We start from the raw sequence: 26,360 nt of genomic DNA on the forward strand, positions 1-26,360 counted from the left end.
ACCGCAGGACCAGCATCGCTCACGATGCGTTCATGAGCACGACGGGGGAGGCCGCGCGGGCCGCGCTCATGGCGCCGACGGGGGTGGTGCCATGAGCGCGCGCCTGCGCGGCATCGCACGCGAGACCGAGGAGATCGTGGCGGCGGGCTCGTACCGCACGCCCGCCGGCCGTGAGGTCGCGCTCGCGGCGGCGATCGAGGCCGCCCGGGCCGGCACACGGCTGCACGGCCCCGATCCCGTGCCCGTGCCCGTGCCTGCGGCCTCCGCGGCCGACACGGTCTTCGAGGTCACCGGCGAGAGCAGCCTGGAGGCCGCCCGCCGCCTCGCGGAACCGGTCGCCGTCCTGAACTTCGCCTCCGCCCGCAATCCCGGCGGCGGCTACCTGGGCGGCGCCCAGGCCCAGGAGGAGGCCCTGTGCCGCGCCTCCGCCCTGTACACGTGCCTGCTGAGGGCCCCGGAGTACTACGACCACCATCGCGCCCACCGCGACCCGTTCTACACGGACCGTGTCATCCACTCACCCGCCGTGCCCGTCTTCCGTGACGACCGCGGCCGCCTGCTGGACGAGCCGTACACGGCGGGATTCCTGACCTCGCCGGCGCCCAACGCCGGGGTCGTCCGGCGTACGGCCCCACAGCGCGCGGCCGAGCTGCCGTCCGCCCTGTCGGCGCGCGCCGAGCGGGTGCTGGAGACCGCCGCGGCGCACCGGTACCGGCGGCTGGTGCTGGGCGCCTGGGGCTGCGGAGTCTTCCAGAACGACCCCGCGCAGGTCGCGGGCGCCTTCCGCGGGCTGCTCGGCCCCGGCGGGCGGTTCGCCGGGACCTTCGAGCACATCGTGTTCGGGATCCTGGACCGCACACCGGGAGCCGTGGTGCGAGAGGCCTTCGTACGGGCCTTTCCGGAGCGTCAGCTCCAGCCGTAGCGCTCGTGCAGCCGGTGCCTGACCAGGTTGAACCGGCCGCGGTCCAGCGCGCACGCCTCCCGTCGCATGCCCTCCTCGTGGAGCCGCAGGACGCGGTCCACGTCGACCCAGGAGTCGCGCCCCGTGCGGTCCCAGGGCCCGCTGCCGATCGCCACCCACTCCCGGTCCCCGTCGTGCCGCTTGCTGGACAGCTGCACGGCCAGGAACGTCCCCGCGGCCTCCCGGGCCACCACGAGCACCGGGCGGTCCTTGCCCCGCCCGTCGTTCTCCTCGAAGGGCACCCAGGTCCACACGATCTCCCCGGGGTCCGGGTCGCCGTCGTGCGCGGGGGAGTACTCGGTGCGCACCCGGCCCACCTCGCGGGGGTCGGCCTCGGTGGTGGCGCGGGGGCCGTGGCGGCCGGGGACGTTCTCGTCGGTCTCATCGGTGAAGGCGGTCACGGGTGGCACCCTACGGGGCGTCGGAGCCGGCGTGGCCACCGGTCCCGCGCGGATGGTCGTCCACCGGTTTCAAGGTGGCATCCGGCTGCTCCGGGCTGCGGGAGATGACCGGCTTCCGGGGCGACACACCGGGTGGCCGACGAGGTGCTCGCCGGGTGCTGAACGAAGAGGGCGGCGCACGCCGGCCGCGTGCGCCGCCCCGTGATCCGAACCGGGGGCTACCTCCCGTCGTCCTCCACCGGCACCTTCTGCGCCGGCGGCGGCGCCACGGTCCCGTTCAGCGGCGAAGTCCCCGCCGGGCTCTGCCCGTTGTGGTTCATCGAGGAGAGAAGCTGGCGGGCCAGTCCCAGGCCCGTGCCGCCCATGGTGAGCGCCTTCGCGAACAACTCGGCCATGCCGTCGGCACCGTTGAGCAGCACCATGTTGTCGACGTTGCCGAAGGCCGACGCCCCCGCCTGGACGATCTCCGGCCAGTTCTCGGCGAGTTGCTGGGCGACGACCGCCTCCTGGTTCTCGGCGAGGGCGGCGGCGCGGGCCTTGATCGCCTCCGCCTCGGCGAGACCCTGGGCCTTGGTCGCCTCGGCCTGAGCCAGACCCCTGGCCTGCGCGGCGGCCGCCTCGGCCTCACCGGTGGCCCGGGTCGCCGCCGCGGTGGCCGCGCCCCTGGTCTTCGTCGCCTCGGCCTCGGCGCCCGCGGCCGTCTTCACCCGGGTCGCCTCGGCCGCCGCCGCCAGCTCCGTCTCCTTCGCCTTGGCCTGCGCCGCCGAGATACGGGCGTCGCGCTCGGCCTCGGCCAGCGTGCGCTTCTCGTAGGCCTTGGCGTCGGCGGGCTTGCGGACGTCGGCCTGGAGCTGCTGTTCGCGCCGGTGCGCCTCCAGCTCGGCGACGCGCGTCTCCTGGACGACGACCTCCTGCCGGGCGCCCGCGTCGGCGAGCGGACCGGCCTGCCTGGCCTTCGCCGCCGCCTTGTCCCGCTCGGCCTGGTAGCCCGCCTGGAGGATCTCGCTGTCCCGGGTGGCTTCCGCCATCCGGGCGAAGGACTGCTGCTCCGCCTCGGTGGCGAGACGATTCGCCTCCGCCTGCGCGATCCGCGCGTCCCGCTGGACGGCCGCCGCGTGCGGCATCGCCAGGTTCTGGATGTACCCGGTCGGGTCCTCGATCTCGTGGATCTGCAGCGAGTCGACGATCAGGCCGAGCTTCTCCATCTCCGTTCCGCAGGCCGCCCGGGTCTGCCCGGTCAGCTTCTCCCGGTCGCGGATCATGTCCTCCACCGTCAACCCGCCCACGATGGAGCGGAGATGACCGGCGAAGACGTTGTGCACCCGCTCCGTCATCAGCTTCTGCTGGTCCAGGAAACGGCGGGCGGCATTGGCGATCGACACGAAGTCGTCGCCCACCTTGAAGATGACCACGCCCCGCACCTTCAGCGGGATGCCCTGGTGGGTCACGCAGTCCACGTGCAGTTCGGTCTCGTACAGGTCGAGGGAGAGCTTGCGCACCGCCTGCACACCGGGCAGCACCAGCGTGCCGCGCCCCGTGACGATGCGGAACCCCATGCCCTCCTCGAGGCCCTCGGTGCGGTGCTTGGAACCGGAGATGATGAGCGCCTCGTTCGGCTCGGCGACCCGCCACATCATCTTGAAGAGACCGATCAATACGAGAACGGCGACGACCGCCGCCCCCGCAACGACGCCGACAACCATCGGCATACGCCCCCTTTGCATGGTGCCCTTTCGGCACCGAACGAAGGGAGTGTGCTCCTGGGTGAGACCGGGGAGAAGACGCTGACGAATCCTTGTTGCAATCTTGACGCATGCGCCCCTCACCTGCGGCGCGGCATGCTCAACTGTCGTACGCCGGAGCCACGTACACCGTTCTCGGCGGCAGGTACTCGACCACCATCACCACCGTGCCCGGCTCGATCCGGCCGCCGCTTTCGGCCGCGTACGCCAGGAAGTGCTCGGCGCCGCCGCGCACCCGGACGATCACCTCACCGACCAGCCCGGGCCCGACCGTCCCGGTGACCCGTCCCATGAGCCCGACCATCGACGCATCGTCCATGGCCACAGGGTAGGTCCTCACGACGGCCCGGCGACCGGGCCGAGGGCTCAGTCCGGCATGGAGTCGCATGAGTTGACCGCCACCGGGTCGGCGCGGGGGCGGCGCACCGCGTACGGGGGCGGCCATGGTGCGACGCTCTGTCCGGTCCAGCCGGCCGGCCATGCCCGCCCGGCCGAGGGCTCAGTCCGGCACGGGGTCCGGTGAGTTGACCGCCACCGGGTCGGCGCCGGGTGCGGGGGGTCGTCGTACCGGCGCGACCACTGTGCGGCGTCGCGTGCGGCGCTGGGTGCGGTTCGGGCGGTCGGGCGGGGGTGGGCGTCTGCCGTGGTCCGGCTCGTCCTCGATCCGGTCCAGCTGGCTGCGGTACAGCGTCACGCCGCCGGTGACCGCCCGTGCGCAGAGCACCGCCAGAATGCCCGGGCCGAGCAGTGAGGCGTCACCCAGCATCTCCGCGGCCATCACCAGCACGCCCAGCGGAGCGTTCGCCACCGCGCCCAGACAGGCGGCCATGCCCGCCGCGACCGCGACCAGCGGACCGCCGGGGGCGAGTCCGAGCGGCTCCGCCAGCCGCCACACCGCCGCGCCGACCCCGGCGCCCACGACCATGCAGGGCCCGAAGATGCCCCCCGAACCGCCCGAGCCGACCGTCAGCGCCGTACCCGCGATCTTGGCCGCCGGGATCGCCAGCACCACCGCCAGCGGCAGGTCCAGCAGCAGCCGCCGCGAGGTCAGCGCCTCCATCAGGCCGTACCCGGTACCCAGCACCCCCGGCACCAGCAGACCCAGACCGCCGACCAGGAGCGCCGCCACGGCCGGTACCGCGATCCGGGCGAGCGTGGAGCGGGCCCGTGCCTCCACGCGCGTGTGTACGGCGTAGAAGCACCACGTGTACAGCCGCCCGGCTCCGCCCGCGACCAGGCCGACCACGGCCACGAGGGCCAGCCCGGCCGCACCGCCGGCCCCCTGACCGCCGTGCCCGCCGAGCGCGGGCGCGAACCCGTAGCAGGCGCCGAACACCAGCCAGCCCGCGACCGAGGCGATCAGCGCCTTCGGCAGGATCCGGGCGTCCATGTCCCTGCGGTACAGCAACTCCGCCCCGAGCAGCGCTCCACCGAGCGGTGCCTTGAAGATGGCGCCCACCCCGGCCGCGAGACCGATCACCAGTGCGGTACGGGCCTGCTGCCGTGACATGCCGGTGCGCCGGGCGATGACGGAGCCGAACGCAGCCGAGATCTGCGCGGCCGGCCCCTCCGTACCGCCCGAGCCGCCCGAGCCGATGGTCACGGCCGACGCCACGAGCTTCACCACCGTCACCCGGCCCCGCATCCCCGTCGGATCCCGGTGCGCCGCCGCGATCGCGGCGTCCGTGCCGTGGCCGCGCGCCTCGGGCGCCAGCCACACCGCGAACGCCGTGGCGAGCAGCGCGCCGCCGGCCGCCACCAGGGGCACCAGCCACGGGCGGCCGGATCCGGCCAGCTCACGGAAGCCGCCCTCCGCGGAGGAGCGGTAGGGCCGGTAGCCGGCCACGGACTCCAGGAGCCAGCCGGTGCACAGGTGCAGCAGCCCGAACAGCGCGGCCGCCCCCAGTCCCGCCACCACCCCGATCAGGGCGGCCGTCGGCGCCCAGCGTGCCAAGGAGTCGTCCGTGCCCGGCAACGGCCGGAACCGGACGGCGAGCGTCCGTAAGGAACGGCGTCCCGCACGCCCACCCGTACCACGCGCCCCCGTGTCCACCCGCACGCTCCCGACAGCCGGCACCTTCGTCCCCTAGAGCCTGACGGGCCAGGGCGCCGATGGTCAACTCCACGGCGCGTCAAGGAGATTGACGGATGATCACATGACGCGGCCGACGTCGGCCGCATATCGCCCAACCACCCCCCGAGCCCCGGCAGCAGCATCCCGGGCCGCCCGAATCATGGGCTGACCTGCTCACGTTCCTCTGGTTATCCTCAAAGCCGGTTCATTCGAAGCCGGTTCAACGGACAGCCATCGGGTGACAGCGACAGGGGGCCGATGCCGATGCACAGCGGGACGGGCGAGCGCGCGGCGGACATGCCCGATCTGACGGGTCTGCCCCTGGAATTCATCCTGGAGGGCGCGGACCCCGCCCTGTCCGCGGCACTGCACCGCGTCCTGCGCCACCTGGCCGGCGAGGAGGCGCCCGTGGCCGCCTACGACTCCGGGGGCGACAGCTCCGAAGGACCCCACGCACCCTCCGCTCCCGCGCCGTGACACCCCCGGCCGGTACCCCGCACGGCCGGTGGCCCGACGACCTCCTCGATGTCACCGCACTGCGCGCGGCAGGGCAACGCCCGTACCCCTTCAGGGAGTTCGTGGTCAAAGTACACAGTCGCTGCAATCTCGCCTGCACCTACTGCTATGTGTACGAGGCGGCCGACCAGCACTGGCGGACCCAGCCGCACACCATGGCGTGGCGGACGGCCGAACAGACGTGCCGTCGGATCGCCGAACACGCCGAACGGCACCGGCCGCCCACCCTGCGCGTCGTCCTGCACGGCGGCGAGCCCCTGCTCGCCGGCCTCCCCCTGCTGCGCCGCCTGACCCGCACCCTGCGCGGAATGCTCCCCGCCGGCACCACCGCCGAGGTACTCGTGCAGACCAACGGCACCCTCCTCGACGACGACGTGCTGCGCCTGTGCCACGAGGACGACATCGCCATCGCGGTCAGCCTGGACGGCACCCCCCAGGTCCACGACAGGGCACGCCGAGACCACGCCGGACGCGGCAGCCACGCCCGGGTCGCCGCCGCGCTGCGCCGCCTCGGCGCACCCGAACACCGCGCCGTCTGGGCCGGCATCCTGTGCACCGTCGACGTCACGGCCGACCCCGTCGCCACCTACGCACACCTGCTGTCCTACGACCCGCCCGCGCTCCGCCTGCTGCTGCCCCTGGGCAACTGGACCGACCGGCCCCCGCACCGCACCGCCGACCCCTCCGACACGCCCTACGGCCGGTGGCTGGCCACCGTGTTCGACCGCTGGTACCGCTCGCCGGGGCCACCCGTGCGCCTCGCGTTCTTCGAGTCGATCCTCGACCTGCTGCTCGGCGGCGTCACCCGCACCGAAACCATCGGCGGGGCGCCCTCCCAGCTCGCCGTCGTCGACACCGACGGCTCACTCACCCTGTCCGACCAGCTCAAGTCCGCGTACGAAGGGGCCGATCGCAGCGGGCTCGACGTCCACCGCCACGCGTTCGACGCGCTCCTCGACCATCCCGGGGTGGTGGCACGGCAACTGGCCGCGCGCGGGCTCGCCGAGCGGTGCCGGGCCTGCCCGGTGGTCGCGGTGTGCGGCGGCGGCCACTACCCGCATCGCTACCGCGCCGGAGCCGGCTACCTCAACCCCTCCGTGTACTGCCCCGACCTGCTGGCGCTGATCCGGCACGTGGCCGGGGTCCTCCGCGCGGACCTCGACCGAGCCGCCGGGGCCCGCCCTTGACGCACCACCCGCCGGCCGTCGCACGCGTGCCCGCGCTGAGCCTGCCGCCGGACCTGTGGCGGCAGGTCGCCCGCGGCACGCCGGACCCCGGCACACTGCGGCTGCTCGCCGCCGCCCGCGCGGGCCGCAACCTCCTGCTGCTGCGCGCGCTCCACCAGGGCCTTCGGACACCGGGCACCGAGATCCTCGCGACGGCGCGGCGGCACGCGCCCGCCGTGTTCGACGCGCTGATCCAGGACCCGGCCACCGGTCTGCTGCTCGCCGACGCCGTACGCGGCGGCCGTCACGACGCCGTGGCCGTCCTCGCGGCGGCCGCCGGGCACCGCGCCGGCATCCCCTTCCGCCTGGACGTCCCGGTACGCGACGGCACGCTCGTCCTGCCCGGCCTCGGCCACACCACCCTGGCCCCGTACACGACCACGGCCCGCGTGACACGCGCGCCGCACGGCCCCACCGTCGTCACCGCCGACGCGCACACCCCGGTGACGGTCCCGGACGGGCCCGGCGACGGCACGGCCGGCTGGACACCGGTGCCCCGGCTCCGGTTCGTCGCGCAGGGTGCGCAGTGGGCCGCGCGGCTGGACAGCCACGGGCCGCCGCCGCTCGGTGCGGCCCAGGAACCGCCGGCGCTCGCCCGCTGGCGGGGGCGGCTCGGCGCGGCCTGGGCGTGGCTGGCCGAACGGCACCCCGACCGGGCCGGGACGGTGCGCGGCACGGTGCGAGCGGTCGCCCCCCTCGCCCCGGGGCCGCCCGCGCGCTGGCTCAGCGCCTCCTTCGGCGACGCCGTCGGACTCGTCGCCCTCGCGCCCCTCGACGATCCGGCCGAACTCGCCGCCGCCCTCGTCCACGAGGCCCAGCACTCGCTGCTCTACGCCCTGCAGGACCTCACCCGGCTCCTCGACGCCCCACCCGGCACACGCGGCCCCGCCCCCTGGAGCGAGCGCCCCCGGCCGCCCTCGGCCCTGCTGCAGGGTGCCGCCGCGTTCCTGGCCACGGCCGGGTTCTGGCGCACGGAGGCGGCCCACGGCAACCCCGCCGCGCACGCGCCGTACGAGCGCTGGCGCGGCACCGCCCGCAGGGCCGCGCAGCAACTGGGGCCCGCGGGCTGGCTCACCGCCGACGGACAACGGCTCGTGGACGCCCTGCTGGACGTCCTCACCGAGTGGGACGCCGAGGGCCCGCCCTGACGAGGCTCAGATCGGCGGTGGCTCGATGTCGCACTCCGCGCGCGTCCCGGCGGCCGCGCTCCGGCTCTCCGGATGGTCCGCGCCGAGCGTCGCGAGATAGCGGCGCTGCACCGAGGCGAGCAGCTCCTCGCCCGCCGCCGGGTCGCCCGTCGCGGCCATGTCGAGTGCCACGTTGGTGAGGGCGGCCAGCGTCGCGGGATGCCGGTCGCCGTAGCGGGCCTCCAGCTTGCGGGCGCAGTCCTCGCCCAGCGCCCGGGCCGTCTCCGGGTCGCCGGCCAGGGACAGGTCGGTGGCGAGGTTGACCCGGGCGAGCAGCAGCCACGGGTGGTCGTCGGGGAGCGCGGTCCCGAGTGCCTCCGCCGTCTCCTGGTCGACCCGGCGGGCCTCGGCGTGCTGCCGGGTGGCGCGCAGGGCGGCGCCGTGGTTCACGCCGGCGGCGCCGGCGAGCGGGTGCCCAGCGCCCAGCACCGCGTGGTAGCCGCGCAGCGCCTCGGCGCTGTGGGCGCGCGCCGCTTCCGGATCGCCGGTCATGCGCAGGTCGTTGGAGAGGTTGGTCAGCGCCGCCAGCGTGTCGATGTGCTCGGGGCCGAAGTGCCCCCGGTACAGCTCCAGCACTTCCCGCGCGAGGGCGAGCCCCTGCTCGAACTCGCCCGCCTTGCGGCAGGTCACCGACGTGTTCTTGATGGCGCGCAGGGTGTGCGGGTGCTGGTCGCCGTACTGCTCGCGGTACCGCGCCAGGGTGCTCGTCTGCAGCACGAGCGCATCCTCGTACCGGCCGCATTCGCGCATGTCGCGAGCGACGTTGTTGATGGAGAACAGCGTGGAGCGTGCGGTGGGGCCCAGGATCTCGAGGCGGGCCTCGTGGATCTCCTCGTCGACGGCGAGCGCCTCCTCGTACAGGCCGTTGACGCGCAGGCTCACCCCGTAGTTGTGCCCGACGGTCAGGGCCTTCGGGGCGCGGGCGCCGTGCAGCCGGGCACTGCGCCGGTAGGCGTCCCGGTCCAGTGCCAGCGCCTCGGTGAACCGGCCCGCCGCGCGCAGGTCGGCGGCGGTCGCGCCGGCCACCGTGAGGGTGTACTCGTGGTCGTCGCCCACCGTGGCCCGCAGCCGTCGCAGTACGTCCTCGTTGATCCGCCGGGACGCCTCGAACTCGGCCAGCTGCCAGTGGGCGCTGGCCTGCTGACGCCGTGCCCACAGGGTCTGGGTGTGGTCGGGGCCCAGCGTGGCGGTCCACACGTCGGTGATCCGGCGGCCCAGGTGCGTGGCGCCCCGGAAGTCGCCGGAGGCGATCACATAGCCGAGGATGTTCAGTGCCGTCTCGCGGGCGGTCTCGTCCCCGCAGTGCAGCAGACCGGTCGGCTCCAGATGGGGGAGGACGTCGGCGTAGTTGCGCCAGTTCTGGGGCCGCTGGGAGTCGCCGGGGTCGTGTGCGGCGATGACCCGGTGCACCAGGTGGCGCTGTACCGTGCCCTCGTCCTCGGACAGTTCGTCCTGGAGCACGCCGGCGAGCAGGCGGTGCACCTGGAGGGTGCCGGTCGCGGGGTTGACGGTCAGCAGCGAGAACTGGTTGATGGCCCGGATGGCCCGCCCCCGGGCCAGCTCGTCCCGCGCCACCGGTGCGAGGGTGTCGGGCAGGGGCAGCGTGCGGGCGTCGCGCAGGAACGACTGGGCGATCGGTTCCGGCCCGAAGAAGGCCAGCAGCCGCAGCAGTTCGAGGGCCTGCGGGTTCTGTGCGCGCAGCAGGTCCACCGAGGTGCGCCAGGTGGCCGCGACGGGCTGGATGCCGGAGGCCGAGGGCTCGGCGAGCACCTCCTGGCGGCGGTGCTCCAGCAGGTCCAGGTAGACCCCGGTGCGGATGCCGGACTGGGCCTGCGCGGCGACCGAGTGCTCCAGCGCCAGCGGCAGGTCGCCGAGCGACTCGGCGAGCCGGTCCGCCTCCTCGGGGGTCGCCCACGGCGTGCGGTGGCGCAGGAACCCGATGCTCTCCTGACGGGTGAACACGTCCACGTGCAGCGCGTTGACCCGTTCGGCCCACCCGGAGTGCCGCGAGGTGACCAGGACGTGACCGGCGCCGTCGGGCACGCCGAGCAGGGACGGGATGTAGGGGACGACGTCCTCGGGCGCTCCCGCGTTGTCCATCACCAGCAGCCAGCGCCTGAACGGGTCCCCGGTCGCCATCGCCGCGAGCACCCGGTCCACCGGGTCCCCCGCTCCTTCGGCGGCGGCGCCGAAGTCCGGTACGAGGGAGGCGAGCTGCTGCCGGATCACGGCGGGCTGTTCGGCGTCGATCCACCAGATCCGCTCGTACTCGGTGTGGTGGCGGTGCACGTACTCGACGGCGAGCCTGGTCTTGCCGACCCCGCCCATGCCGTACAGGGCGTACGGCAGGACGGCGACCCGGTCGCCCGAATTCAGCAGGGACCGCAACCGGTCCAGCTCGGCCTCCCGGCCGGTGAAGTAGGAGGCCTGGGGCAGGGGCATGGCGCGCGGCAGCCGGGCGGGCCGCTGCGGCCGGGCGGCGGGGGGTGCCGCACCACCGGACGCAGCGCCACCGGACGCGGGGCGACCGGTGGCGGGGTCCGGTGGCGTGGTGGGAGAAGGGGCGGGATCCATCGACGCGACCTCCGTGTGCTGAGCCGGGTGCCCGGGACGAGGAGTGGTGGCGGGCGCCGAGTCCTCCCGAGGCGTGCCCGGCTGACGCCCGTTCTCCTCCCCACCGGCCGGTGCGTCCAAAGACATGTGCTCCCGTGCGCGGGCCAGTGCACCTCCGTAGACCGGTCCGAGCGCGGCCAGGGCGGGGACGGCCGCGGACAGCAGTTCCCGCTCCGCGGCGCCGAGCCGGACACCGTCCAGCTCCGCGGGTGCCGACACCAGGGTGCCGAGCAGCCCGGAGGCCGCTCCCATCGCCCGTCCGGCGGCTTCCGAGACCTCCTGGAGGGTGCGCAGGGTCTCGGTACGGCCGAGGCCCCGCAGCAGCCGGTCGCGTACGCCGTCCAGGAACTCGTAACGCGGGCCGTCGGCGTCGGTGTCGGTGCGCGCCGACAGCAGACCGCCGAGCAGGATCTCCGCGAGCGGCAGCGGCCCGGTCGCGCGCCCCAGCAGACGCTGTACGGCGCTGACCGCCTCGGGCCGCAGCGGCACCATCGCCAGGCGGGTCGCCAGCCGCTGGGCCTGGGGGGAGGCGTGGCGCAGGAAGCGGCGCACCGCCTGTTCGGGGGTGGCCGGACGGCTTCGGCGGCCGGCGGCCAGCGGGGGCAGGGACGCGGGTGCCAGGCCGTTCTCGTCCAGCAGCAGCGCCGCCACATCGCTGTGCCCGCCGGCCTCGCCCGTGACCATGCGGGCCCACCCCGCGAACCAGGAGGCCTCCAGCTCCAGCACCGGCACCGGCACGGCCACCGTCCCCGGCGGCGCCCAGCGCCGGCCGTGCCGCAGCAGGAACCACGAGTTCGGGATTCCGGCCGTGCCGGCGCGCACCCGTACGTCGCGGGGCACCGCCTCGCACAGATCCCACAGACGGCTGGGCAACGGCTGGAGCACCGCCACGGGTGCGTGGCGTGCCCAGCGGCGCAGCAGCCGGGGAACGGTGCCGGCCGCCCAGGCGTCCCCGACGCAGTCGGTCATCAGCAGCACCAGCCGCCTGCCCCCCGCGTGGAACAGTTCGTCCGGGGCCCGGGCCGGGCCGCCCCGCTCCGGACGCAACCGGGCCGCCTTGCCTTCCCGGGTGTCCAGCCGCCAGACCCGTACGTCCGTGAACGCGCCCTGCCGCCGCAGGAGTTCGGCGAGCTCCTCGGCGACGCCCCACCACAGGGCCATCGACACACTCTGCTCGACGACCAGCGCCACCTCGAACCACCGGTCCGGCTCGGCCCGCAGCACGGGGTTCCACCGGCCGAGCTCGGCGGACCGGACGGCTGTCGCCTCCTCGTCGAGGGTGTGCCGGTGCCGGGAGCGGACCCGGCGGTTGAACGGCCTGAGGGCCCGGGCGAGCCGGAGGGGGTCGCGCAGGACGCCGGGGCGGATGTCGGGGTCGAAGAGGGACCGCGGTATCCGGTCAGGGGCGAGCCGGACCGCCGGGGCCGCCGCGGTGGCGGTGGTGAGCCCGGCCGGCTCCTCGGCGGGCGGGGGCGCCGTCTCCGGGTGCGGTGCGGGCGGGACACCGCGGGGTACGGCGGCGGTGGCGTCCGGCACCTGCGGGGTGTCGACGGGCCGCGGGTCCTCCAGGGCGGGCGGGGTACGTTCCGTGCGCTGTCCGGCGTGCGGGTACGGCGCCCGGTCCCGTAACGCCTCGTCGCCCGCCCCGATGCGCCGCGCCAGCCACAGCGCCTCGGCCCACTCGCGCGCGGTCGGCTCCAGGCCGGTGGTGCGGCCCGTCATGGTGAGGAGTCCGTCGACAGGCTGCGCCAGAGCGCGGCCCGCAACCGGGTCCAGGACGCCTCGTCGGCGTCGGCGGCGCCGTTGGTGAGCATGTGCACGGTGTTGAGGAGCTGGTCGGCGGCGAGCGGGGCGTCCCCGCGCTCCTCGAGGAAGGAACGGATCAGCTGCCGGGCGCGGGGGTCCGTGTCCGGGCCGAAGTGCGACTCGATCATCGCGGCGAGCCGGTCCTCGTCCGCGGCGGCCAGCTCCACCTCCAGACATCTGCGCCGGAAGGCGGGCGAGAAGGCCCGCTCCCCGTTGCTGGTGATGACGACCACCGGGAACTCGGAGCAGCGCACCCTGCCGTCGCGCACCACGACCGGGGCGCCGTGGTCGGCGGTGCCGACACTCGCCTCGCGGCGCGACCGGCCGAGCCGTTCCAGCTCCCGGACGCGGAACTCGCCCTCCTCGAAGATGTGCAGCAGGTCGTTGGGCAGGTCGACGTCGCTCTTGTCGAGTTCGTCGATGAGCAGTACCCGCGGCCGCTTCCAGGGCAGCAGGGCGGTGCCCAGCGGGCCGAGCGTGAGGTAGCGGCCGACGTCGGGCAGGGGGCCGCGCTGCCCGACGGCGCTCGGGCCGACGGGGGCGTCCTGCACCCGGCCGATGGCGTCGTAGTCGTACAGCCCGTCGCGCAGTGTGGTCCGGCTGACCACCGGCCACCACAGCACACGGCCCAGGCCCAGTTCGGCGGCGATCTGGTAGGCGAGACTGGACTTGCCCGTGCCCGGTTGGCCGCTGACCAGCAGGGGGCGGCGGAGCTGGATCGCGGCGTTGATCACGTCGACGACCGCGGGGTCCAGGGTGCCGGCCCGGCGCGCGCCCAGCTTGCGGTCGACGTCCGAGGAGTCGGGCGGTACGGGGATCTCCAGGGGCGGGCTGTCGGTGCCGGGCCTGAAGCGCCGCCAGGGCGGCGGGGAGGGCAGTGGGGGCAGCGGATCGGAGGGCGCGTGATGGGCGCCGCTGTCCCGGAACACCCACCAGGAGGGGGGTCCGGGGGGCCGCGCCTGCCGGACGTCGGTCGTCTCCCCGCTCATGGATGGCCACCCCCGGTCCGCGGATGCCCCAGCGCGGCCTCCGCCCCCTCCAGTCCGTCTTGGCTGTCCCAGACTAGGGTCACGCGGCGATGCAGGTCCAGCGTCGCCGACGGGCCGCCGGCGTGCGGTGTGGCACCGCCCCGAAGATGTCGTACCCGGTCCGGCAGCGCGGCCAACCTGCCTGCCAGGACTTTCCCCAACTCGGGCCGCACGTCGGCGTGTTGGTAGGGACCGCGCAGTGCGACGATGGCCGGTATGCCGACCTCCAGAAGGACGTAGACGGGATCCGTCTGCAAGTCGCCCTCGTACGGCGGCGGTTCCAGCAGAACGAAGCAGAACGGCGTGTCACCGTCCCGGAGCTGGCTGAGCAGGTCGTACGGCTCCGGGATGGTGCCGGAGGCGACGAACCGTACGGCCGGGGCGTCGAAGGCCCCGTTCGGATGCGACTCCAGCCAGGCGAGCCGGCGGCGCAGCGCGGGCCACCAGTGGCGGTTGCGGAACCGGTCGCGGCTGCGTACCAGGACGGTGTGGTCGGCGCCGATCGGGCGGGCCACCGAGCCGGCGGGTCTGACCTTGAACTGGTCGACCTCGAGCCACAGCAGGGGTCTCGGCAGCAGGAACTCCACCGTCAGTCCGGCGCTCAGCTCTCCGAGCCGGTCCAGCACTCCTTGGTGCAGTCCGGCGACCGTCTCCTCCAGCGCCCGGCGCGAGGTCACCCTGCAGTCCCCGAGCAGGGAGCGCGGCCCCTCGCCGGGCGCCAGCAGCCAGCCCCGCACGTGGTATTCGTCCGGTGCGGCCGGGTGGGCCACGATCTCCACCAGCAGCCGGCACGGACGGAAGGGGCGCCCGAGCCGGGCCGACTCCTGGGCCCGGACCCGGGCCAGCCGCTGCGAGGCACAGCCGATGCGCTGGGCCACCCTGTCGTTCCAGGCCCGTAACCCGTCTCCCCGTGCCCCTGGTTGGTGGACGGCGACGGCTTCGACGAAGGAGACCAGGGGATGTGCCCCGTCCGGCGGTACGAGCGCGTCCTCCAGGGCGTCGAGCAGGTCCGCGGTGGGGTCCTGCCGCTCCGGGTCGCCGAGGGTGGCCGACTCCAGGGACGGCAGGAAGCGCAGCGCGACCTGTTCGAGGGGCGGACCGCAGCGCCGGGCGGCCAGCAGGCCGGTCAGCTCCTCGCGCTCGGCCCGCGTGAGCAGCCGTACCGGGTACAGCCGCAGATACATGCGTTCGACCTCCGCCCAGGCCAGGGTGCCGGTACGGCCGCTGCCGAGGGTGTCGAGGTAGAAGCGCAGCCCGCCCGGATACGCGTCGCACTGGCGCAGCATGGCGTACAGGTCCTCCCGGAGGATCCCCGACTGCTCGACGTCCAGCGGCCCGACGTGCTCGGCGAAGGCGTCGGCGGCGCGCCGCAGCGGCAGACGCCTGTCGAGGCCGGGGATGCGTGCGATCAGACCCGCCAGCTCCCAGAACAGGTCCGTGCGAGGTGTCCCGGTGTCTCTCACGGTGGCGGCCCGCCGTCGCGCAGCCCGCGCACGACCCGCTCCAGCTCCCGCATCGGCAGCGAGTCCCGCTCGTACCAGCGAAGGGCGTCGACGAGCCGGTCGACGCCGTCGGCGTACTGGACGCACAGCTCCGCGACACCGCGCATGTCCTCGATCAGCACGGGGGAGCGTTCCGCGAGGTCGAAGATGTCGTCACCGGCGTCCCGCAGCACGCTCTCCCGGCGCTGTGGATCCCGCATGCTCGGCACCCGGGCCAGGGCGGCGGCCAGTTCCCGGTCGGCGCCGCGCGGCCAGCCGCGCCGGGGCTCCGGCTCGTCCGGCACCGCGTCGGCGAGCACCGGGCAGTGCCGTACGGCGGACTCGACCGGGATCATCCAGGCGGTGGCCGGCCCGGACCGCAGCGCCGCCACGACGATGCCGACGACGTCGCCCGCCTCGTCGACGGCCCCCGCTCCGCTGTAGCCGCCGCGCACCCGGGAGGCCGTCTGGTCCAGGCCGTCCAGCTGGACCCAGTCCGGGCCCGCCGCTCCGAGCAGCCGGGCGGCGACCCAGATGCCGGGCGGTTCGTCCGCGGCCTGTCCGAAGACCCGGACGCCGCGGCCACGTGAGGGCCCGCAGGGCCGCAGCCGGGCCGGCCGGCAGTCGGCCGGCGCCGGAGCGTTCAGCCGCAGGACCGCGACGTCCGCGTGCTGCCCGTCCGGCGGGGCCCAGCCGCCCGGCAGCACGGAACCATGAGAGACCTGCCCGGTCCGCGAGACCGGGTGGTCGAGCGCGACCAGCCGCTCCAGCGGGCTCTCGTCGTCCGCCAGGCCCAGTAGGGCGCTCACCACATGAGCGCAGGTCAGTACCCGTCCCCCGTCCAGCAGAACACCCGATCCCACCGGTGTGTTGTCCGCGCCGAGAAGGCGTACCCGCCAAGAGTCCTCGATCGACTGCGACACCCCGCGCCCCGTTCGCTCCGTCTTGACACGATGTTGACAGAGAACGGCTGCCGGTGACACCCGTCTGCCGGTGTCACCGCGGTCGCTTCACGCAGCCCCGACGGCGGCGGTGCTCGGCTCGGGCGGCCACAGCTCGTACCACCGCAGTTCCGCCTCCAGTTGGGCGGCGAGGGAGAGCAGCAGCGGCTCGCTGTTCGCCGGGCCGAGCAGCTGGGCGCCCACCGGCAGGCCGCCGTCGGTGAAGCCGGCCGGGACGTTGACACCGGGCCAGCCCAGCACGTTCCACGGCCAGGCGTAGGGGCAGGCGGCGATCATGGCGCGGTCGGTGGCCAGGCCGCCGAGGTCGTGGAAGGCGCCGATCAGAGGCGGGGGAGCGGCGGTCGTCGGGGCGAGGACGACATCGTACGACTGGAAGAACCCGCCGATCCTGCGGTGCAGAGCCGCCTCGGCGCGCCGGGCCGCCCGCAGCGGGGCCCCGCCGAGCAGCCGGCCCATACGGGCGGCGCCGTGGGTGCGCCGGTCGAGCAGCGCGGGCTCGGGCGCCTCCCGGACCCGTTCGGCGATGCCGGCCGTGGCGCGTGGTACGAAGGTCAGCCCGATCTGCCCGTACGGCGGGTCGGCCTCCTCGACGATGTGCCCCGACGCGGCCAGTTTCCCGGCGAGTTCGACGACCCGGGTCCGTACCTCCGGCCGGAGCCGGGCGGGCACGGCGGTGAACGGCGGTTTGAGGGCGAGCGCGATGCGCAGCCGGCCGGGGTCGCGCCCGACCGCGGCGACGGCGTCGACGGCCGGCGGGCGGTGCGGGTCGAGCGCGTGGTTGCCGCTCGCCGCGTCCAGCAGCAGGGCCGCGTCGGCGACCGTACGGGCCAGGGTGCCGTTGACCGTGATGCCTTGGAAGGACTCGCCGCGCGGCCAGGTGGAGACCCGGCCGCGCTGCGGCTTGACGCCGATCAGATGGGTCCAGGACGCCGGGATCCGCACCGACCCGGCGCCGTCGGAGCCGAGCGCGGCGGGGACCAGACCGGCCGCGACGGCGGCGGCCGAACCCCCGGAGGAGCCGCCCGGCGTGTGCTCCGTGTGCCATGGGTTGCGGGTCTCGCCGAAGGCGGGTCCCTCCGTGAACGGCCACTGTCCGAACTCGCAGGTGTTCGTCTTGCCGACGATCACGGCCCCGGCCGCGCGCAGCCTCCGTACCGCCTCGCCGTCCTCGGGCACCGGTGGGAACGTGCCCCGGCAGCCGAACGCGGTCGGCTCGCCCGCCACGTCCATGTCGTCCTTCACCGCGACGGGCACCCCGAGCAGCGGTCGCCGGACTCCGGTGGCCAGTTCCCGGTCGGCGGCGTCCGCCTCGGCGAGCGCGGCCCGGGTCCGCACGATCCGGAAGGCGTTGAGCGAATCCTGGGTGGCCTCGATCCGCGCCAAGGCCGCCTCGACCAGGGCACGGGAGGTCACCTCCCCCTCGGCCAGGGCGCGAGCGGACTCCGCCAGGCCTGCGGCACGGTCGAGCGTCATTGCGGGACACCTCCGGGGAGCACGTCGTCTACCGAACGGTAACGTCCGGGAGGCGCGACGGACAGCTTTTCCACAGGTGGCATCCAGCCACGTCGGAAGTATTGACGTGCACCTGCCGTACCTCTAACTTCTTGCCGACTTTTCGAACTTGGTTCGAAAAGTCGAACGATCCTTCGAGTTCGAGTTCTTCCAGGGAGAGCCGCCCGTGACCAGCCGACCCCCCGCCCCCGCCCCGTCCCGCCGCAGCCTCCTGCGCGCACTGGCCGCCCTGCCCGCCTCGGCGGTCGCGCTGGGCGGGCTCCCCGGTCTGCTCGGCACGGCCGAGGCCGCCGCGCCCGCGAGCGGCTCCGCCACCCGCTACACGATCGTGCCGTTCCTGGGCAGCGACGACGGCACGGTGAACGTCTACCAGTCGGACGACGCCACCGACTTCCGCCTGGTGAAGGCCTCCGCGTACACCCCGCCGGCGAACCGCATCCGGGACGTCAGTGTCTTCAAGCACACGGACGGTTACTACTACCTCACCTACACCACCCACACCTGGCAGGACGTCAGCACCACCATCGGCTTCGCCCGCAGCGCCGACCGGACCGACTGGACCTTCCTGTACGACTACACCGTCCCGCTGGCGAACCTGTCCCGAGCCTGGGCCCCCGAATGGTTCGTGGACTCGGACGGCAGCGTCAACGTCATCGTGTCGTGCTCGACCGCCGACGACGAGTGGATCTTCACGCCGTATCTGCTGAAGGCCACCAACACAGCGCTGACGGCCTGGAGTTCACCGGTGGCCCTGTCGGGCATCGGCGCGAACCACATCGACACGTACATCGTGCGGATCGGCTCGACCTATCACGCCTTCACCAAGAACGAGACGGCGAAGTACATCGAGTACGCCACCGCCACCAGCCTCACCGGCCCCTACACGATCTCCAGGACCGGAGACTGGGCCGGCTGGGGCAGTTACCGCGAGGGTCCCTCGGTGATCCAGCTCGACAACGGCGCCTGGCGGATCTTCTTCGACGGCTACGGCGACGGCACCTACTACTACAGCGACAGCTACGACACCTTCGCCACATGGAGCACGCCGAAGGCGCTGCCCGGCATCTCGGGCACCGCCCGCCACTTCACCGTCGTCAAGGAGACGGTGTCCGGCGGCGCGAGCCTCACCAGGAACGCCACCCGCTCCTTCCGGTCCGCCAACTACCCGACGCGGTACTGGGAGGAACTGTCCGCCCTGCTCAACCTGCCGGTGGTGACCGCCTCCAGTGCCACCGCCGACAAGCAGGCCGCCACGTTCACCGTGGTCGCCGGCCTGGCGGACGCGAACGGCTACTCGTTCCGCGACGCGTCCGGCAACTACCTGAGGCACTACGGCTTCCGGGGCCGCTTCGACGCAGGCGACGGGACGACGACGTTCGCGAAGGACGCCACCTTCATCGCGCGGGCGGGCTCGGCCAGCGGCTCGGTGCGCCTCGAGTCGTACAACTACCCCGGCCACTACCTGCGCCACTACGACTACCAGCTGCGCGTCGAGGAGTCCGACGGCACGGACCTCTTCCGGCAGGACAGCTCCTTCGTGCCGGTGGCGGCCTGGAGCTAGGGCCTGTCAGACAGGCCCTAGGGGCGGGGCGGGCGGATCTGCATGCCGGGGCGGCGTCGGTGGACGGTCAGGTACGACAGGCCGGCCGCGCCCGCGACCAGGCCCCGGGTGCTGCCGTGCGGCAGCCAGGCCATGCTTCCGGTGCCCAGGTGCTGCGTGCCCTGCGTGGAGACCAGCGTGCCCTCGCCGGCGACGACCAGCAGCAGGACGTCGAGGTCCGGCTCGGTGTGGGGGTCGACGCGCCGGGTGGGCGGCAGGCGGACGATGTTGGCGTCGAGCTGCCGTCCGGGTTCGGCCAGCCGCCACAGCGCGCCCGCCGACGTGTCGTCGGGCGCGGTGAGCGACCCGGTGTCGCACAGGATCCGGGGGACCGGGGGCTGTGCTGCCGGGCGGGGGCGGTCGCCGTCATCATGTGTCACACCTATAAATTAGCATCTGGCATGCATATTTCCGGGTGCGCGGACACCCGGTGCGAGACGAGAGGGGCAAGGGCATGACGACCGGGTCGGCCGCGACAGCCGCAGGGGTCACGTTCGTCTGGCTGGGGATGGTGCTCGCCATCTCCTTCCTGGAGGCGCCGCTCAAGTTCCGGGCCCCGGGGGTGACCGTGCGCATCGGGCTCGGCATCGGCCGTCTCGTCTTCCGGGCCCTCAACCTCGTCGAGGCGGTGCTGGCCGCCGCCGTGGTCACGGCCGTCGCCGTCGGCGGTCCGCCCGCTCCCGTGGCGGTCCTGACCGGGCTGGCCGCCGGCCTGTCGGCGGTGCAGATCGCCGGCGTCCGCCCGGTGCTCAACCGCCGCTCCGACCGGATCCTGGCGGGGGAGGAGGCCGGGCGTTCCCGCGCTCATCTGGTGTACGTGGCCCTCGAGGTGGCCAAGGTGGTGGTTCTGCCGGCGCTGGGCATCACGGCGCTGGCGGCGATCACCTGACCGGGCATGTCCTGGACAGCACGGGTTACCGGGGAGGTATGGCACCGACATCACGATCCACTCAGCCGGACGAGCCCGCACAACCGCCCCGACCGTCCTGGCCGGCGGTGCTGAAGGGCACGGTCAAGGAGTTCCAGGGCGACGAACTCGCCGACCGGGCCGCGGCGCTGACGTACTACGGGGTGCTGTCGATGTTCCCGGCGCTGCTGGTACTGGTCTCCCTGCTGGGCATCGCCGGGAAGTCGGCGACCCAGGAGGTCCTGGGCAACATCCAGAAGCTGGCCCCCGGTTCGGCGCGGGACCTCATCGGTGACGCGGTGCAGCAGTTGCAGGGCCGGGGCGGCGTCGGCTCGGCCATGGCCGTCGTCGGCATCCTGCTGGCGGTCTGGTCGGCCTCCGGCTACATCGCGGCGTTCATCCGCTCGGCCAACGCCGTCTACGACATGCCCGAGGGCCGGCCGATGTGGAAGATCCTTCCCGTACGGGTGGGCGTCACGGTCGCGCTGCTGCTGCTCGCGGTGATCAGCGCGCTGATCGTGGTCTTCACCGGCGGCATCGCCCGCCAGGCCGGCGGGGCGCTGGGCATCGGCGACTCCGCCCTGGCGGTGTGGTCGGTCGTGAAGTGGCCGGCGCTGGTCGTCCTGGTGATGGTCATGATCGCGCTGCTGTACTGGGCGGCGCCCAATGTGAAGGGCCGCGGCTTCAAGTGGATCACACCGGGCAGCGTGCTGGCCCTGGTCGTCTGGATGATCGCCTCGGCCGGTTTCGCCTTCTACGTGTCGAACTTCGCCTCGTACAACAAGACCTACGGCACGCTCGCCGGTGTGATCGTCTTCCTGGTGTGGCTGTGGATCAGCAACATCGCGATCCTCCTCGGCCTCGAGTTCGACGCCGAACTGGCCCGCCGCCGCGCCGTCGCCGAAGGGCTGCCCGAGGACGCGGAACCCTATCTGCCACCCCGCGACACCCGTGCCTGGAGCGAGGAGGAGCAACGCCACATGGAGGAGGTGGAGGAGCGCGCGGAGGAGCGCGCTGAGGAGGAGGCCCGGCACCACGGCGGGTGAGGGCGTCCGGTCACGGTTCGCGGTGTTCGTGCGCCGCGCTCTCCAGCGCCTGCGCCTCGGCCTGCGCCAGCCGGGTCTCCGCCGCCACGTCGATGTCCCGGGTCAGCAGCCAGTACAGGACCGCGGACACCGGCAGACCGACGAAGAGGGAGAGGTCGGCACCGTCGAGCGCCCTGGCGATCGGGCCGACGTACAGGGTGCCCACGGAGAAGAACGGCACCATCGTGGCGAACCCCACCAGGTAGGCGATGATCCCGTGCCAGCCCCACCGCCCGTAGATCCCGTGCGGGTGGAAGATCTCGGCGATCGCGTAGTGCCCGCGGCGCACGACGTAGTAGTCCATCAGGTTCACCGCGGTCCACGGGATGAAGAGGTAGAGGACCAGCAGCAGGAAGTTCTCGAAGTTGCTGAGGAAGTTCGCGGTCGCCGCCAGCGCGCCGATCACGGAGAGCGCCGCGGTCAGCCCGATGGTCACCAGCCGGACCGTCAGGGTCGGCGTCACGCGCCGGAAGGAGTCGATGGCGCTGATGAGGGTGAGCGAGCCGCCGTACATGTTCAGCGCGGTGACGGACACCAGGCCCAGCGTGGCGAAGAGCAGCACGATCGCGCCGAACCCGTCGAACACCTTGTCGCCGGCCGCGTTGATCGAGGCGATCGTGTCGAAGCCCTTGCCCGCCCAGGCGGCCAGCAGCGCCCCGAGGACCATCAGCCAGATACCGCCGAGCGCCGAGCCGAAGTACGTCCAGTAGAAGGTCTTGCGGACGGTGACGTCCGGCGGGAGGTAGCGCGAGTAGTCCGACACGTAGATGGCCCAGCTGATCTGGTAGCCGGCGACCACGCCGAACTGGGCGAGGAACGGCGTCCACGCGAAGTGACCGAGGTCGAAGGAGCCCGCCGGGTAGTGCAGCGTGGTCAGCACACCCACCGTGAAGACGCCGAAGACCACCAGGAAGGTGTACGTCAGGACGCGCTCGGCCTTGTGGATGATGTCGTAGCCGACCAGCGCGACGACGAACGCGATGGCGGTCACCACGATCACCCACAGCTTGACGCCCCCGTGCAGCGTGCTGTGCAGCGCCTCTCCGGCGAGGATGGTGTTGAAGACGTTGAACCCCGCGTACTGCACATAGGCGAAGATCCACACCAGCAGGGCACCGACGTAGCCGAACTGCGGCCGCGACTGGATCATCTGGGGGAGTCCGAGCTGGGGGCCCTGGGCCGAGTGGAAGGCCATGAAGAACGTGCCGATGACGGTGCCGGCCACGATCGCGATGAGCGACCAGATGAGGTTGCCGCCCGAGGTGATGCTGATCAGCCCCACCGCGAGGGTCGCGATCTGCGCGTTGGACATGAACCACAGGGGTCCCAGATGCCACAGCTTGCCGTGCCGTTCGTCCAGCGGGACGTAGTCGATCGAGCGGATCTCCAGACCCGTCACCCGGGGAGTCGTCTGGGTGGTCATGGTGCCTCCCGAGTGCTCGATCGTCACTGTGGCCATGTTCTTCCCCCGGATGCGGAAGCACCAGTCCCGCGGTGCGGACTCTTGCCCGGGGCGCCGGTCGGGAGCAGGCGCGTTCCGCGTGTCGACCCTCGGGCGCCGGGTACTAGGAGAGCCCGGCCGGCGGCCGGGGCCGAAGGGGGCCGCGCGGGGCACGGCGGGGCGCGGAGATGGGAGTGGCCATGACGCAGCACGAGGAGGACGTGACACTCGCCCGCCGGCGGGCGGAACTCCACCTGGCGGCGGAGGGCCCCGCCGCGACCGCACAGGCCCCGAGGCCCACGGAACCCGTACCGCACCCGCAGGCACGTGACCTGCCCCAGGACCGCAGCCAGGCGATCCTCGAGGCCGCCAAACGGGTGGGCGCGGTCCTCAAACGGAAGGGGCACACCTTCGCGCTGGCCGGCAGCGTGGCCGTGTACGCGCACGGCGGCAGCCGGCATCTGCAGCACGACGCCGACTTCTGCATCCTCCCCGAGGACGCCGAGGGGGTCGCCGCGACCCTGCGCGAGGCCGGACTCGGCGTCCGGGTGCCGCCCGAGGACTGGCTGCTGAAGGCGACCTGCTTCGAGCAGGACGTCGACATCATCTTCGAGCTGGCGCAGCGGCCGGTCAGCCCCGACCTGCTCCAGCGGGCGCAGTACCTCCCGGTCGACTCCGTGCACATGCCCGTACTGGCGCCGACCGACCTCATGCGCAGCCTCATCACCGCCTTCTCCGAGCACCACTGCGACTTCGGGTCGGTACTGCCCGTCGCCCGTGCGCTGCGCGAGAAGGTCGACTGGGAGGACGTACGCAAGAGCTGCGGGGACGAGCCGATGCCCGCGGCCTTCCTCTTCCTCCTGGAACGCCTGCACGTCATCGAACCGCGTGAGGAGCAGCCATGACCGACCAGGGCGCCGTCCACGCGCCTGGCCCCGAGACGGTCGAGCACCTGGACTACCGTGTCGCCCACCTCGCCGACCGGCTGGCCGCGGGGCCCCTCGGTGAGCTGGGGGTCCGGGCCGAGATCCGGGGCGAGGCCGTGCTGCTGACCGGTACGGTGCCGTCCGCTCAGTGCCGCGACGACATCCTCCGCCTGGCCCGTGAGGCGCTGGCGGGGCACCAGGTCCACTCGGACATCTGTGTCGCGGGGACCTCCTCGCCCGGCGAGGCGGAGGAACTCGCATGATCCGGGTCGCGGCCGTGGGGGACATCCACATGGGGCCCGAGAGCCAGGGAGTGCTCCGGCCCTCGTTCGAGACGCTGCCCGACTGCGCCGACGTGCTGCTGCTGGCCGGGGACCTCACCCGGCACGGCACGCCCGACGAGGCCCAGGTGGTCGCCCGGGAGATCAAGGACCTCGGGGTCCCGGTCGTCGCGGTGCTGGGCAACCACGACCACCACGACGACCGGCCCGAGGAGGTCACCGCCATCCTGCGGGACGCGGGCGCGCACGTCCTCGAAGGACAGTCGGTCGTCGTGACCGGCGGCGACGGGCCGCGGATCGGCGTGGCCGGCACCAAGGGGTTCGGCGGCGGGTTCGTCGGGCGCTGCGCCGGGGAGTTCGGCGAGCCGATCATGAAGGAGTTCGTGCGGTACTCACGGCGGTGCGCGGACGCGCTGTGCGCGTCCCTGCGGGAGCTGGACGAGTGGGGGTGCGACGCGCGGATCGCGCTGACGCACTTCTCGCCCGTGCCGGACACCCTTGCCGGGGAGCCGCTGGAGATCTATCCCTTCCTCGGCAGCTATCTGCTGGCCGAGGCGATCGACACCGGCGGTGCCGATCTGGCGGTGCACGGGCACGCGCACGCCGGTACGGAACACGGGATGACCGGTGGGGGCGTCAAGGTGCGCAATGTGGCCCAGCCGGTCATCGGGCGCGCCTTCCACGTCTATCACCTGCGGGAACGGGAGCCGGTGGGGGCGTCGGCGGGGGACGGGGCCGCGTCGGGTTGACGTCGCTGACGTGGGGTGTGGCCGATGACACGTCACCGGCGGGGGGTCGGCGGGGCTACCGTTTTACGTAGTTTCCCTCGTCCCCCTTCCCCGGCAGCTCGGACGGCCCCTGAGTGCTCGCAGATCTCTCCCCGCTCATCGCGGCGACCGCCCAATGGCTTTTGCGCGCCTACCCGCCCAGCGGCGGGGCGCTCGCCTCCGCCCTGTGCGAGGTGCAGGCGCGGCAGGCCGTCACGGTCGCCGCCTGGCTGCGGTACCCCACCGCCATGGACGCCGCCCTGGTCGGCATGGCCGGGGCCGGTGGGTCCGGTGCGCTGGACTGGATCACCGGGGTGACCGTGTCCGAGGACGACGAGCCGGAGACGTGGGCGTGGCGCACGTGGGTCGACGAGGTCGTCGCGAGCTGGGCGGCCGGACTGCTCACCGACCCGGAGCTGGCCGCCCGGGCGGTGGCCGCGCTGGCGGACGGCGAGCACGCCACCGGCACGCCGGTCGAGTTCCGCCGCCTGACCGGGCCCGACGAGGCCGACCGCCGGGCCGCGGCCCTGCTCCGCCACCCCGACCTCCTCGCCCCGGTCGCGGAACTCCACCGCGCCCAGCTCTTGGACCGCCTCGGCCCGGGCCGGGCGCTGGCCGCCTGATCCCGGCGGGGGCCCGGCCGTCGGGGGCGTGCGTACGCCCGGACAGCCACCGCCTGTTCCTCGCCCCCGCCGCCCCTGCCCATCCCCATCCCCAGGGGCTCCGCCCCTTCGACCCCACCGGGAGCTCCGCGCCCTGCACCCCCGCGGGGCTGCACCCTGCCGGGGTTGGGTCCCCTGCGCCCCGGTCGGGGGCTGCGCCCCCAGGACCCTTGCGGGGCTGCGCTGCACCCTGCCGGGGCCCGTGCCCCTGGGCCATTGCGGGGCTGCGCCCCTGCACCCCGCCCGGGGTTGCTGCCCCTGCACTCTGCCGGGGTTGCGTCCCGCGTCCCTGCATCCCCGCCGGGGGCTCCGCGCCCTCGGCCCCTGCTGTGAGGTACTCGGGGACATGGACGAGGGCCCGCCGTCACCGCGGCGGGCCCTCGTGCGTGTCTGGTCGGAAGTCAGGCTGGGGGGCGTCAGTCCATCTTGCCGCGGCCGGACACGGCGTCGCGTACCCGGTCGACCAGGCCGGTGCCCGGGGCCAGCATCTTGTTGGCGGGGGGTTTGTCCGGGGCGGACGGGTGGGGGCGGGTCGGAGCGGTCTTCTTCGCCTGCCGGACCTTGTCGCCGAGCTCGTTCAGCGCGTCCGCGGGGCACGCGGCGCGCAGCCGCGGGAAGAGGTTCTGCTCCTCGTCGCGGATGTGCATGCGGATCTCGCCCATCAGCGAGGTCACCAGCCGGTCGAACTCGGGGTTGTCGGCCTCGCAGCTCTCCAGGTCCTTCATGATCTGCTCGGCCTTGGCGTGGTCCTCGAGCTCCTTGTCGGCCAAGGCGCCGCCGCCCTCCACGTGCTCCCGCACGGCCGGGTACATGTAGGCCTCCTCGGCCACCGAGTGCCGCACCAGCTCCATCGTGGCCTGGTCGGCGTATATCTTGCGCTTCCTGTCACCGGACGGCAGCGCCTCGATCTTGCCGAAGAGGTTTTCGACCTCCCGGTGATCGGTCACCAGTTCGTCGATGACGTTCCCACCGTGTCCCATGTCCTTACCTCCAGCCTGAGCACGACGGCTCCGGTCGGATCCGCCACGGACCCCGAGTGCCCGGCGACGGCCGGCTCACACGAATCGCGCGTACCGCCGGATCTCCGCACAATAGGCGTTGACGTGTGAGAACCACTGATACGGGGACCGCGGAGGAGACGGAGGAGGCCATGCCGACCGCCGACCTGGGACCGCTCGGGAG

At 73.6% G+C, this 26,360-nt stretch carries 23 protein-coding genes; 11 read left to right on the forward strand and 12 right to left on the reverse strand.

Annotated elements, in window-relative coordinates:
• Window positions 1-91 precede the first annotated feature (91 nt).
• Window positions 92-922: a TIGR02452 family protein gene (locus ACH45E_RS30195; protein ID WP_361452523.1), complete on the forward strand. Its 831-nt coding sequence runs from the start codon at window positions 92-94 to the stop codon at window positions 920-922.
• On the opposite strand, the gene ACH45E_RS30200 is transcribed toward ACH45E_RS30195, so the two are convergent.
• The 4 genes from ACH45E_RS30200 to ACH45E_RS30215 all read right to left on the reverse strand — a co-directional run bounded on the left by ACH45E_RS30200 (window position 907) and on the right by ACH45E_RS30215 (window position 5,058).
• Complete coding sequence (locus ACH45E_RS30200; protein ID WP_361452526.1) at window positions 907-1,362, reverse strand: type II toxin-antitoxin system PemK/MazF family toxin; 456 nt, start codon at window positions 1,360-1,362, stop codon at window positions 907-909. The two genes, ACH45E_RS30195 and ACH45E_RS30200, sit on opposite strands and share 16 nt — an antisense overlap.
• Before the next feature lie 218 nt (window positions 1,363-1,580).
• Window positions 1,581-3,071 carry an SPFH domain-containing protein gene (locus tag ACH45E_RS30205; RefSeq protein ID WP_361452529.1) on the reverse strand — a complete coding sequence of 497 codons (1,491 nt, stop codon included), beginning with the start codon at window positions 3,069-3,071 and terminating at the stop codon, window positions 1,581-1,583.
• A gap of 133 nt (window positions 3,072-3,204) precedes the next feature.
• The gene (locus ACH45E_RS30210) at window positions 3,205-3,423 is read right to left on the reverse strand and encodes a hypothetical protein (protein ID WP_361452532.1); all 219 of its coding nucleotides are present in this window, start codon (window positions 3,421-3,423) and stop codon (window positions 3,205-3,207) included.
• Between the two features lie 180 nt (window positions 3,424-3,603).
• Complete coding sequence (locus ACH45E_RS30215; RefSeq protein ID WP_361452535.1) at window positions 3,604-5,058, reverse strand: chloride channel protein; 1,455 nt, start codon at window positions 5,056-5,058, stop codon at window positions 3,604-3,606.
• A 384-nt stretch (window positions 5,059-5,442) separates the two neighbouring features.
• Here ACH45E_RS30215 and fxsA point away from each other — a divergent pair, with 384 nt between their 5' ends.
• Genes fxsA through ACH45E_RS30230 form a run of 3 tightly spaced genes read left to right on the forward strand, consistent with a single transcriptional unit; the run spans window position 5,443 to window position 8,068 of the window.
• Window positions 5,443-5,655, forward strand: coding sequence for an FxSxx-COOH cyclophane-containing RiPP peptide (fxsA, locus tag ACH45E_RS30220; protein WP_361452538.1), 213 nt, complete (start codon window positions 5,443-5,445; stop codon window positions 5,653-5,655).
• Window positions 5,652-6,881, forward strand: coding sequence for an FxsB family cyclophane-forming radical SAM/SPASM peptide maturase (locus tag ACH45E_RS30225; protein ID WP_361452541.1), 1,230 nt, complete (start codon window positions 5,652-5,654; stop codon window positions 6,879-6,881). Before fxsA ends, ACH45E_RS30225 begins: the two co-directional genes overlap by 4 nt.
• Before the next feature lie 26 nt (window positions 6,882-6,907).
• Entirely contained in the window at window positions 6,908-8,068 is a 1,161-nt protein-coding gene (locus ACH45E_RS30230) for an aKG-HExxH-type peptide beta-hydroxylase (protein WP_361452544.1), read from the forward strand.
• A gap of 6 nt (window positions 8,069-8,074) precedes the next feature.
• On the opposite strand, the gene fxsT is transcribed toward ACH45E_RS30230, so the two are convergent.
• The 5 genes from fxsT to ACH45E_RS30255 are packed head-to-tail and all read right to left on the reverse strand — an operon-like array spanning window position 8,075 to window position 17,470.
• Entirely contained in the window at window positions 8,075-12,442 is a 4,368-nt protein-coding gene (fxsT, locus tag ACH45E_RS30235) for an FxSxx-COOH system tetratricopeptide repeat protein (protein ID WP_361452547.1), read from the reverse strand.
• The gene (locus ACH45E_RS30240; RefSeq protein ID WP_361452550.1) at window positions 12,439-13,515 is read right to left on the reverse strand and encodes an AAA family ATPase; all 1,077 of its coding nucleotides are present in this window, start codon (window positions 13,513-13,515) and stop codon (window positions 12,439-12,441) included. Before ACH45E_RS30240 ends, fxsT begins: the two co-directional genes overlap by 4 nt.
• The gene (locus ACH45E_RS30245; RefSeq protein WP_361452553.1) at window positions 13,512-15,017 is read right to left on the reverse strand and encodes a hypothetical protein; all 1,506 of its coding nucleotides are present in this window, start codon (window positions 15,015-15,017) and stop codon (window positions 13,512-13,514) included. The genes ACH45E_RS30240 and ACH45E_RS30245 overlap by 4 nt, the downstream gene beginning before the upstream one ends.
• On the reverse strand, window positions 15,014-16,018 hold the full coding sequence (locus ACH45E_RS30250) for a trypsin-like peptidase domain-containing protein (protein ID WP_361452556.1): 1,005 nt from the start codon (window positions 16,016-16,018) through the stop codon (window positions 15,014-15,016). The genes ACH45E_RS30245 and ACH45E_RS30250 overlap by 4 nt, the downstream gene beginning before the upstream one ends.
• Before the next feature lie 27 nt (window positions 16,019-16,045).
• On the reverse strand, window positions 16,046-17,470 hold the full coding sequence (locus ACH45E_RS30255) for an amidase (protein WP_361452559.1): 1,425 nt from the start codon (window positions 17,468-17,470) through the stop codon (window positions 16,046-16,048).
• A 205-nt stretch (window positions 17,471-17,675) separates the two neighbouring features.
• On the opposite strand from ACH45E_RS30255, the gene ACH45E_RS30260 reads away from it, so the two are divergent.
• Window positions 17,676-19,070, forward strand: coding sequence for a glycoside hydrolase family 43 protein (locus tag ACH45E_RS30260; protein WP_361452562.1), 1,395 nt, complete (start codon window positions 17,676-17,678; stop codon window positions 19,068-19,070).
• 17 nt (window positions 19,071-19,087) lie between these two features.
• Here the strand turns inward: ACH45E_RS30260 and ACH45E_RS30265 are convergent, their stop codons facing one another.
• Window positions 19,088-19,489, reverse strand: coding sequence for an AraC family ligand binding domain-containing protein (locus ACH45E_RS30265; RefSeq protein WP_361452565.1), 402 nt, complete (start codon window positions 19,487-19,489; stop codon window positions 19,088-19,090).
• A gap of 74 nt (window positions 19,490-19,563) precedes the next feature.
• On the opposite strand from ACH45E_RS30265, the gene ACH45E_RS30270 reads away from it, so the two are divergent.
• Both ACH45E_RS30270 and ACH45E_RS30275 read left to right on the forward strand, forming a co-directional pair.
• Window positions 19,564-19,998 (forward strand): hypothetical protein, encoded by a 435-nt coding sequence (locus ACH45E_RS30270; RefSeq protein WP_361452568.1) that lies wholly within the window; start codon window positions 19,564-19,566, stop codon window positions 19,996-19,998.
• A gap of 38 nt (window positions 19,999-20,036) precedes the next feature.
• Window positions 20,037-21,062, forward strand: coding sequence for a YihY/virulence factor BrkB family protein (locus tag ACH45E_RS30275; RefSeq protein ID WP_361452570.1), 1,026 nt, complete (start codon window positions 20,037-20,039; stop codon window positions 21,060-21,062).
• Window positions 21,063-21,072: 10 nt separating this feature from the next.
• Here ACH45E_RS30275 and ACH45E_RS30280 read toward each other — a convergent pair whose 3' ends face one another.
• Window positions 21,073-22,524 (reverse strand): cytosine permease, encoded by a 1,452-nt coding sequence (locus tag ACH45E_RS30280; RefSeq protein WP_361452573.1) that lies wholly within the window; start codon window positions 22,522-22,524, stop codon window positions 21,073-21,075.
• Between the two features lie 218 nt (window positions 22,525-22,742).
• Between ACH45E_RS30280 and ACH45E_RS30285 the strand changes: the two genes are divergently transcribed.
• The 4 genes from ACH45E_RS30285 (at window position 22,743) to ACH45E_RS30300 (ending at window position 25,139) form a co-directional block, all read left to right on the forward strand.
• A complete protein-coding gene (locus tag ACH45E_RS30285; protein ID WP_361452576.1) occupies window positions 22,743-23,447 on the forward strand; it encodes a hypothetical protein in 705 nt (234 codons plus the stop codon).
• Window positions 23,444-23,731, forward strand: coding sequence for a BON domain-containing protein (locus ACH45E_RS30290; RefSeq protein ID WP_361452579.1), 288 nt, complete (start codon window positions 23,444-23,446; stop codon window positions 23,729-23,731). Before ACH45E_RS30285 ends, ACH45E_RS30290 begins: the two co-directional genes overlap by 4 nt.
• On the forward strand, window positions 23,728-24,498 hold the full coding sequence (locus tag ACH45E_RS30295) for a metallophosphoesterase (RefSeq protein ID WP_361452581.1): 771 nt from the start codon (window positions 23,728-23,730) through the stop codon (window positions 24,496-24,498). Before ACH45E_RS30290 ends, ACH45E_RS30295 begins: the two co-directional genes overlap by 4 nt.
• Window positions 24,499-24,611: 113 nt before the next feature.
• Entirely contained in the window at window positions 24,612-25,139 is a 528-nt protein-coding gene (locus tag ACH45E_RS30300; protein ID WP_361452584.1) for a hypothetical protein, read from the forward strand.
• A 455-nt stretch (window positions 25,140-25,594) separates the two neighbouring features.
• Here ACH45E_RS30300 and ACH45E_RS30305 read toward each other — a convergent pair whose 3' ends face one another.
• Window positions 25,595-26,158: a hemerythrin domain-containing protein gene (locus ACH45E_RS30305; protein ID WP_361452587.1), complete on the reverse strand. Its 564-nt coding sequence runs from the start codon at window positions 26,156-26,158 to the stop codon at window positions 25,595-25,597.
• Window positions 26,159-26,360 lie beyond the last annotated feature (202 nt).

Source organism: Streptomyces sp. NPDC020299 (assembly GCF_044387825.1).
In the GTDB taxonomy this organism is placed as follows: domain Bacteria; phylum Actinomycetota; class Actinomycetes; order Streptomycetales; family Streptomycetaceae; genus Streptomyces.

Bases quoted from the DNA above. Each gene is read 5' to 3' on its own strand.
- ACH45E_RS30195 (WP_361452523.1), top strand. From the start codon at position 92: ATGAGCGCGCGCCTGCGCGGCATCGCACGCGAGACCGAGGAGATCGTG.
- ACH45E_RS30205 (WP_361452529.1), bottom strand. From the start codon at position 3,071: ATGCCGATGGTTGTCGGCGTCGTTGCGGGGGCGGCGGTCGTCGCCGTT.
- ACH45E_RS30210 (WP_361452532.1), bottom strand. From the start codon at position 3,423: ATGGACGATGCGTCGATGGTCGGGCTCATGGGACGGGTCACCGGGACG.
- fxsA (WP_361452538.1), top strand. From the start codon at position 5,443: ATGCACAGCGGGACGGGCGAGCGCGCGGCGGACATGCCCGATCTGACG.
- fxsT (WP_361452547.1), bottom strand. From the start codon at position 12,442: ATGACGGGCCGCACCACCGGCCTGGAGCCGACCGCGCGCGAGTGGGCC.
- ACH45E_RS30240 (WP_361452550.1), bottom strand. From the start codon at position 13,515: ATGAGCGGGGAGACGACCGACGTCCGGCAGGCGCGGCCCCCCGGACCC.
- ACH45E_RS30255 (WP_361452559.1), bottom strand. From the start codon at position 17,470: ATGACGCTCGACCGTGCCGCAGGCCTGGCGGAGTCCGCTCGCGCCCTG.
- ACH45E_RS30270 (WP_361452568.1), top strand. From the start codon at position 19,564: ATGACGACCGGGTCGGCCGCGACAGCCGCAGGGGTCACGTTCGTCTGG.
- ACH45E_RS30275 (WP_361452570.1), top strand. From the start codon at position 20,037: ATGGCACCGACATCACGATCCACTCAGCCGGACGAGCCCGCACAACCG.
- ACH45E_RS30280 (WP_361452573.1), bottom strand. From the start codon at position 22,524: ATGACCACCCAGACGACTCCCCGGGTGACGGGTCTGGAGATCCGCTCG.
- ACH45E_RS30285 (WP_361452576.1), top strand. From the start codon at position 22,743: ATGACGCAGCACGAGGAGGACGTGACACTCGCCCGCCGGCGGGCGGAA.
- ACH45E_RS30290 (WP_361452579.1), top strand. From the start codon at position 23,444: ATGACCGACCAGGGCGCCGTCCACGCGCCTGGCCCCGAGACGGTCGAG.
- ACH45E_RS30295 (WP_361452581.1), top strand. From the start codon at position 23,728: ATGATCCGGGTCGCGGCCGTGGGGGACATCCACATGGGGCCCGAGAGC.
- ACH45E_RS30305 (WP_361452587.1), bottom strand. From the start codon at position 26,158: ATGGGACACGGTGGGAACGTCATCGACGAACTGGTGACCGATCACCGG.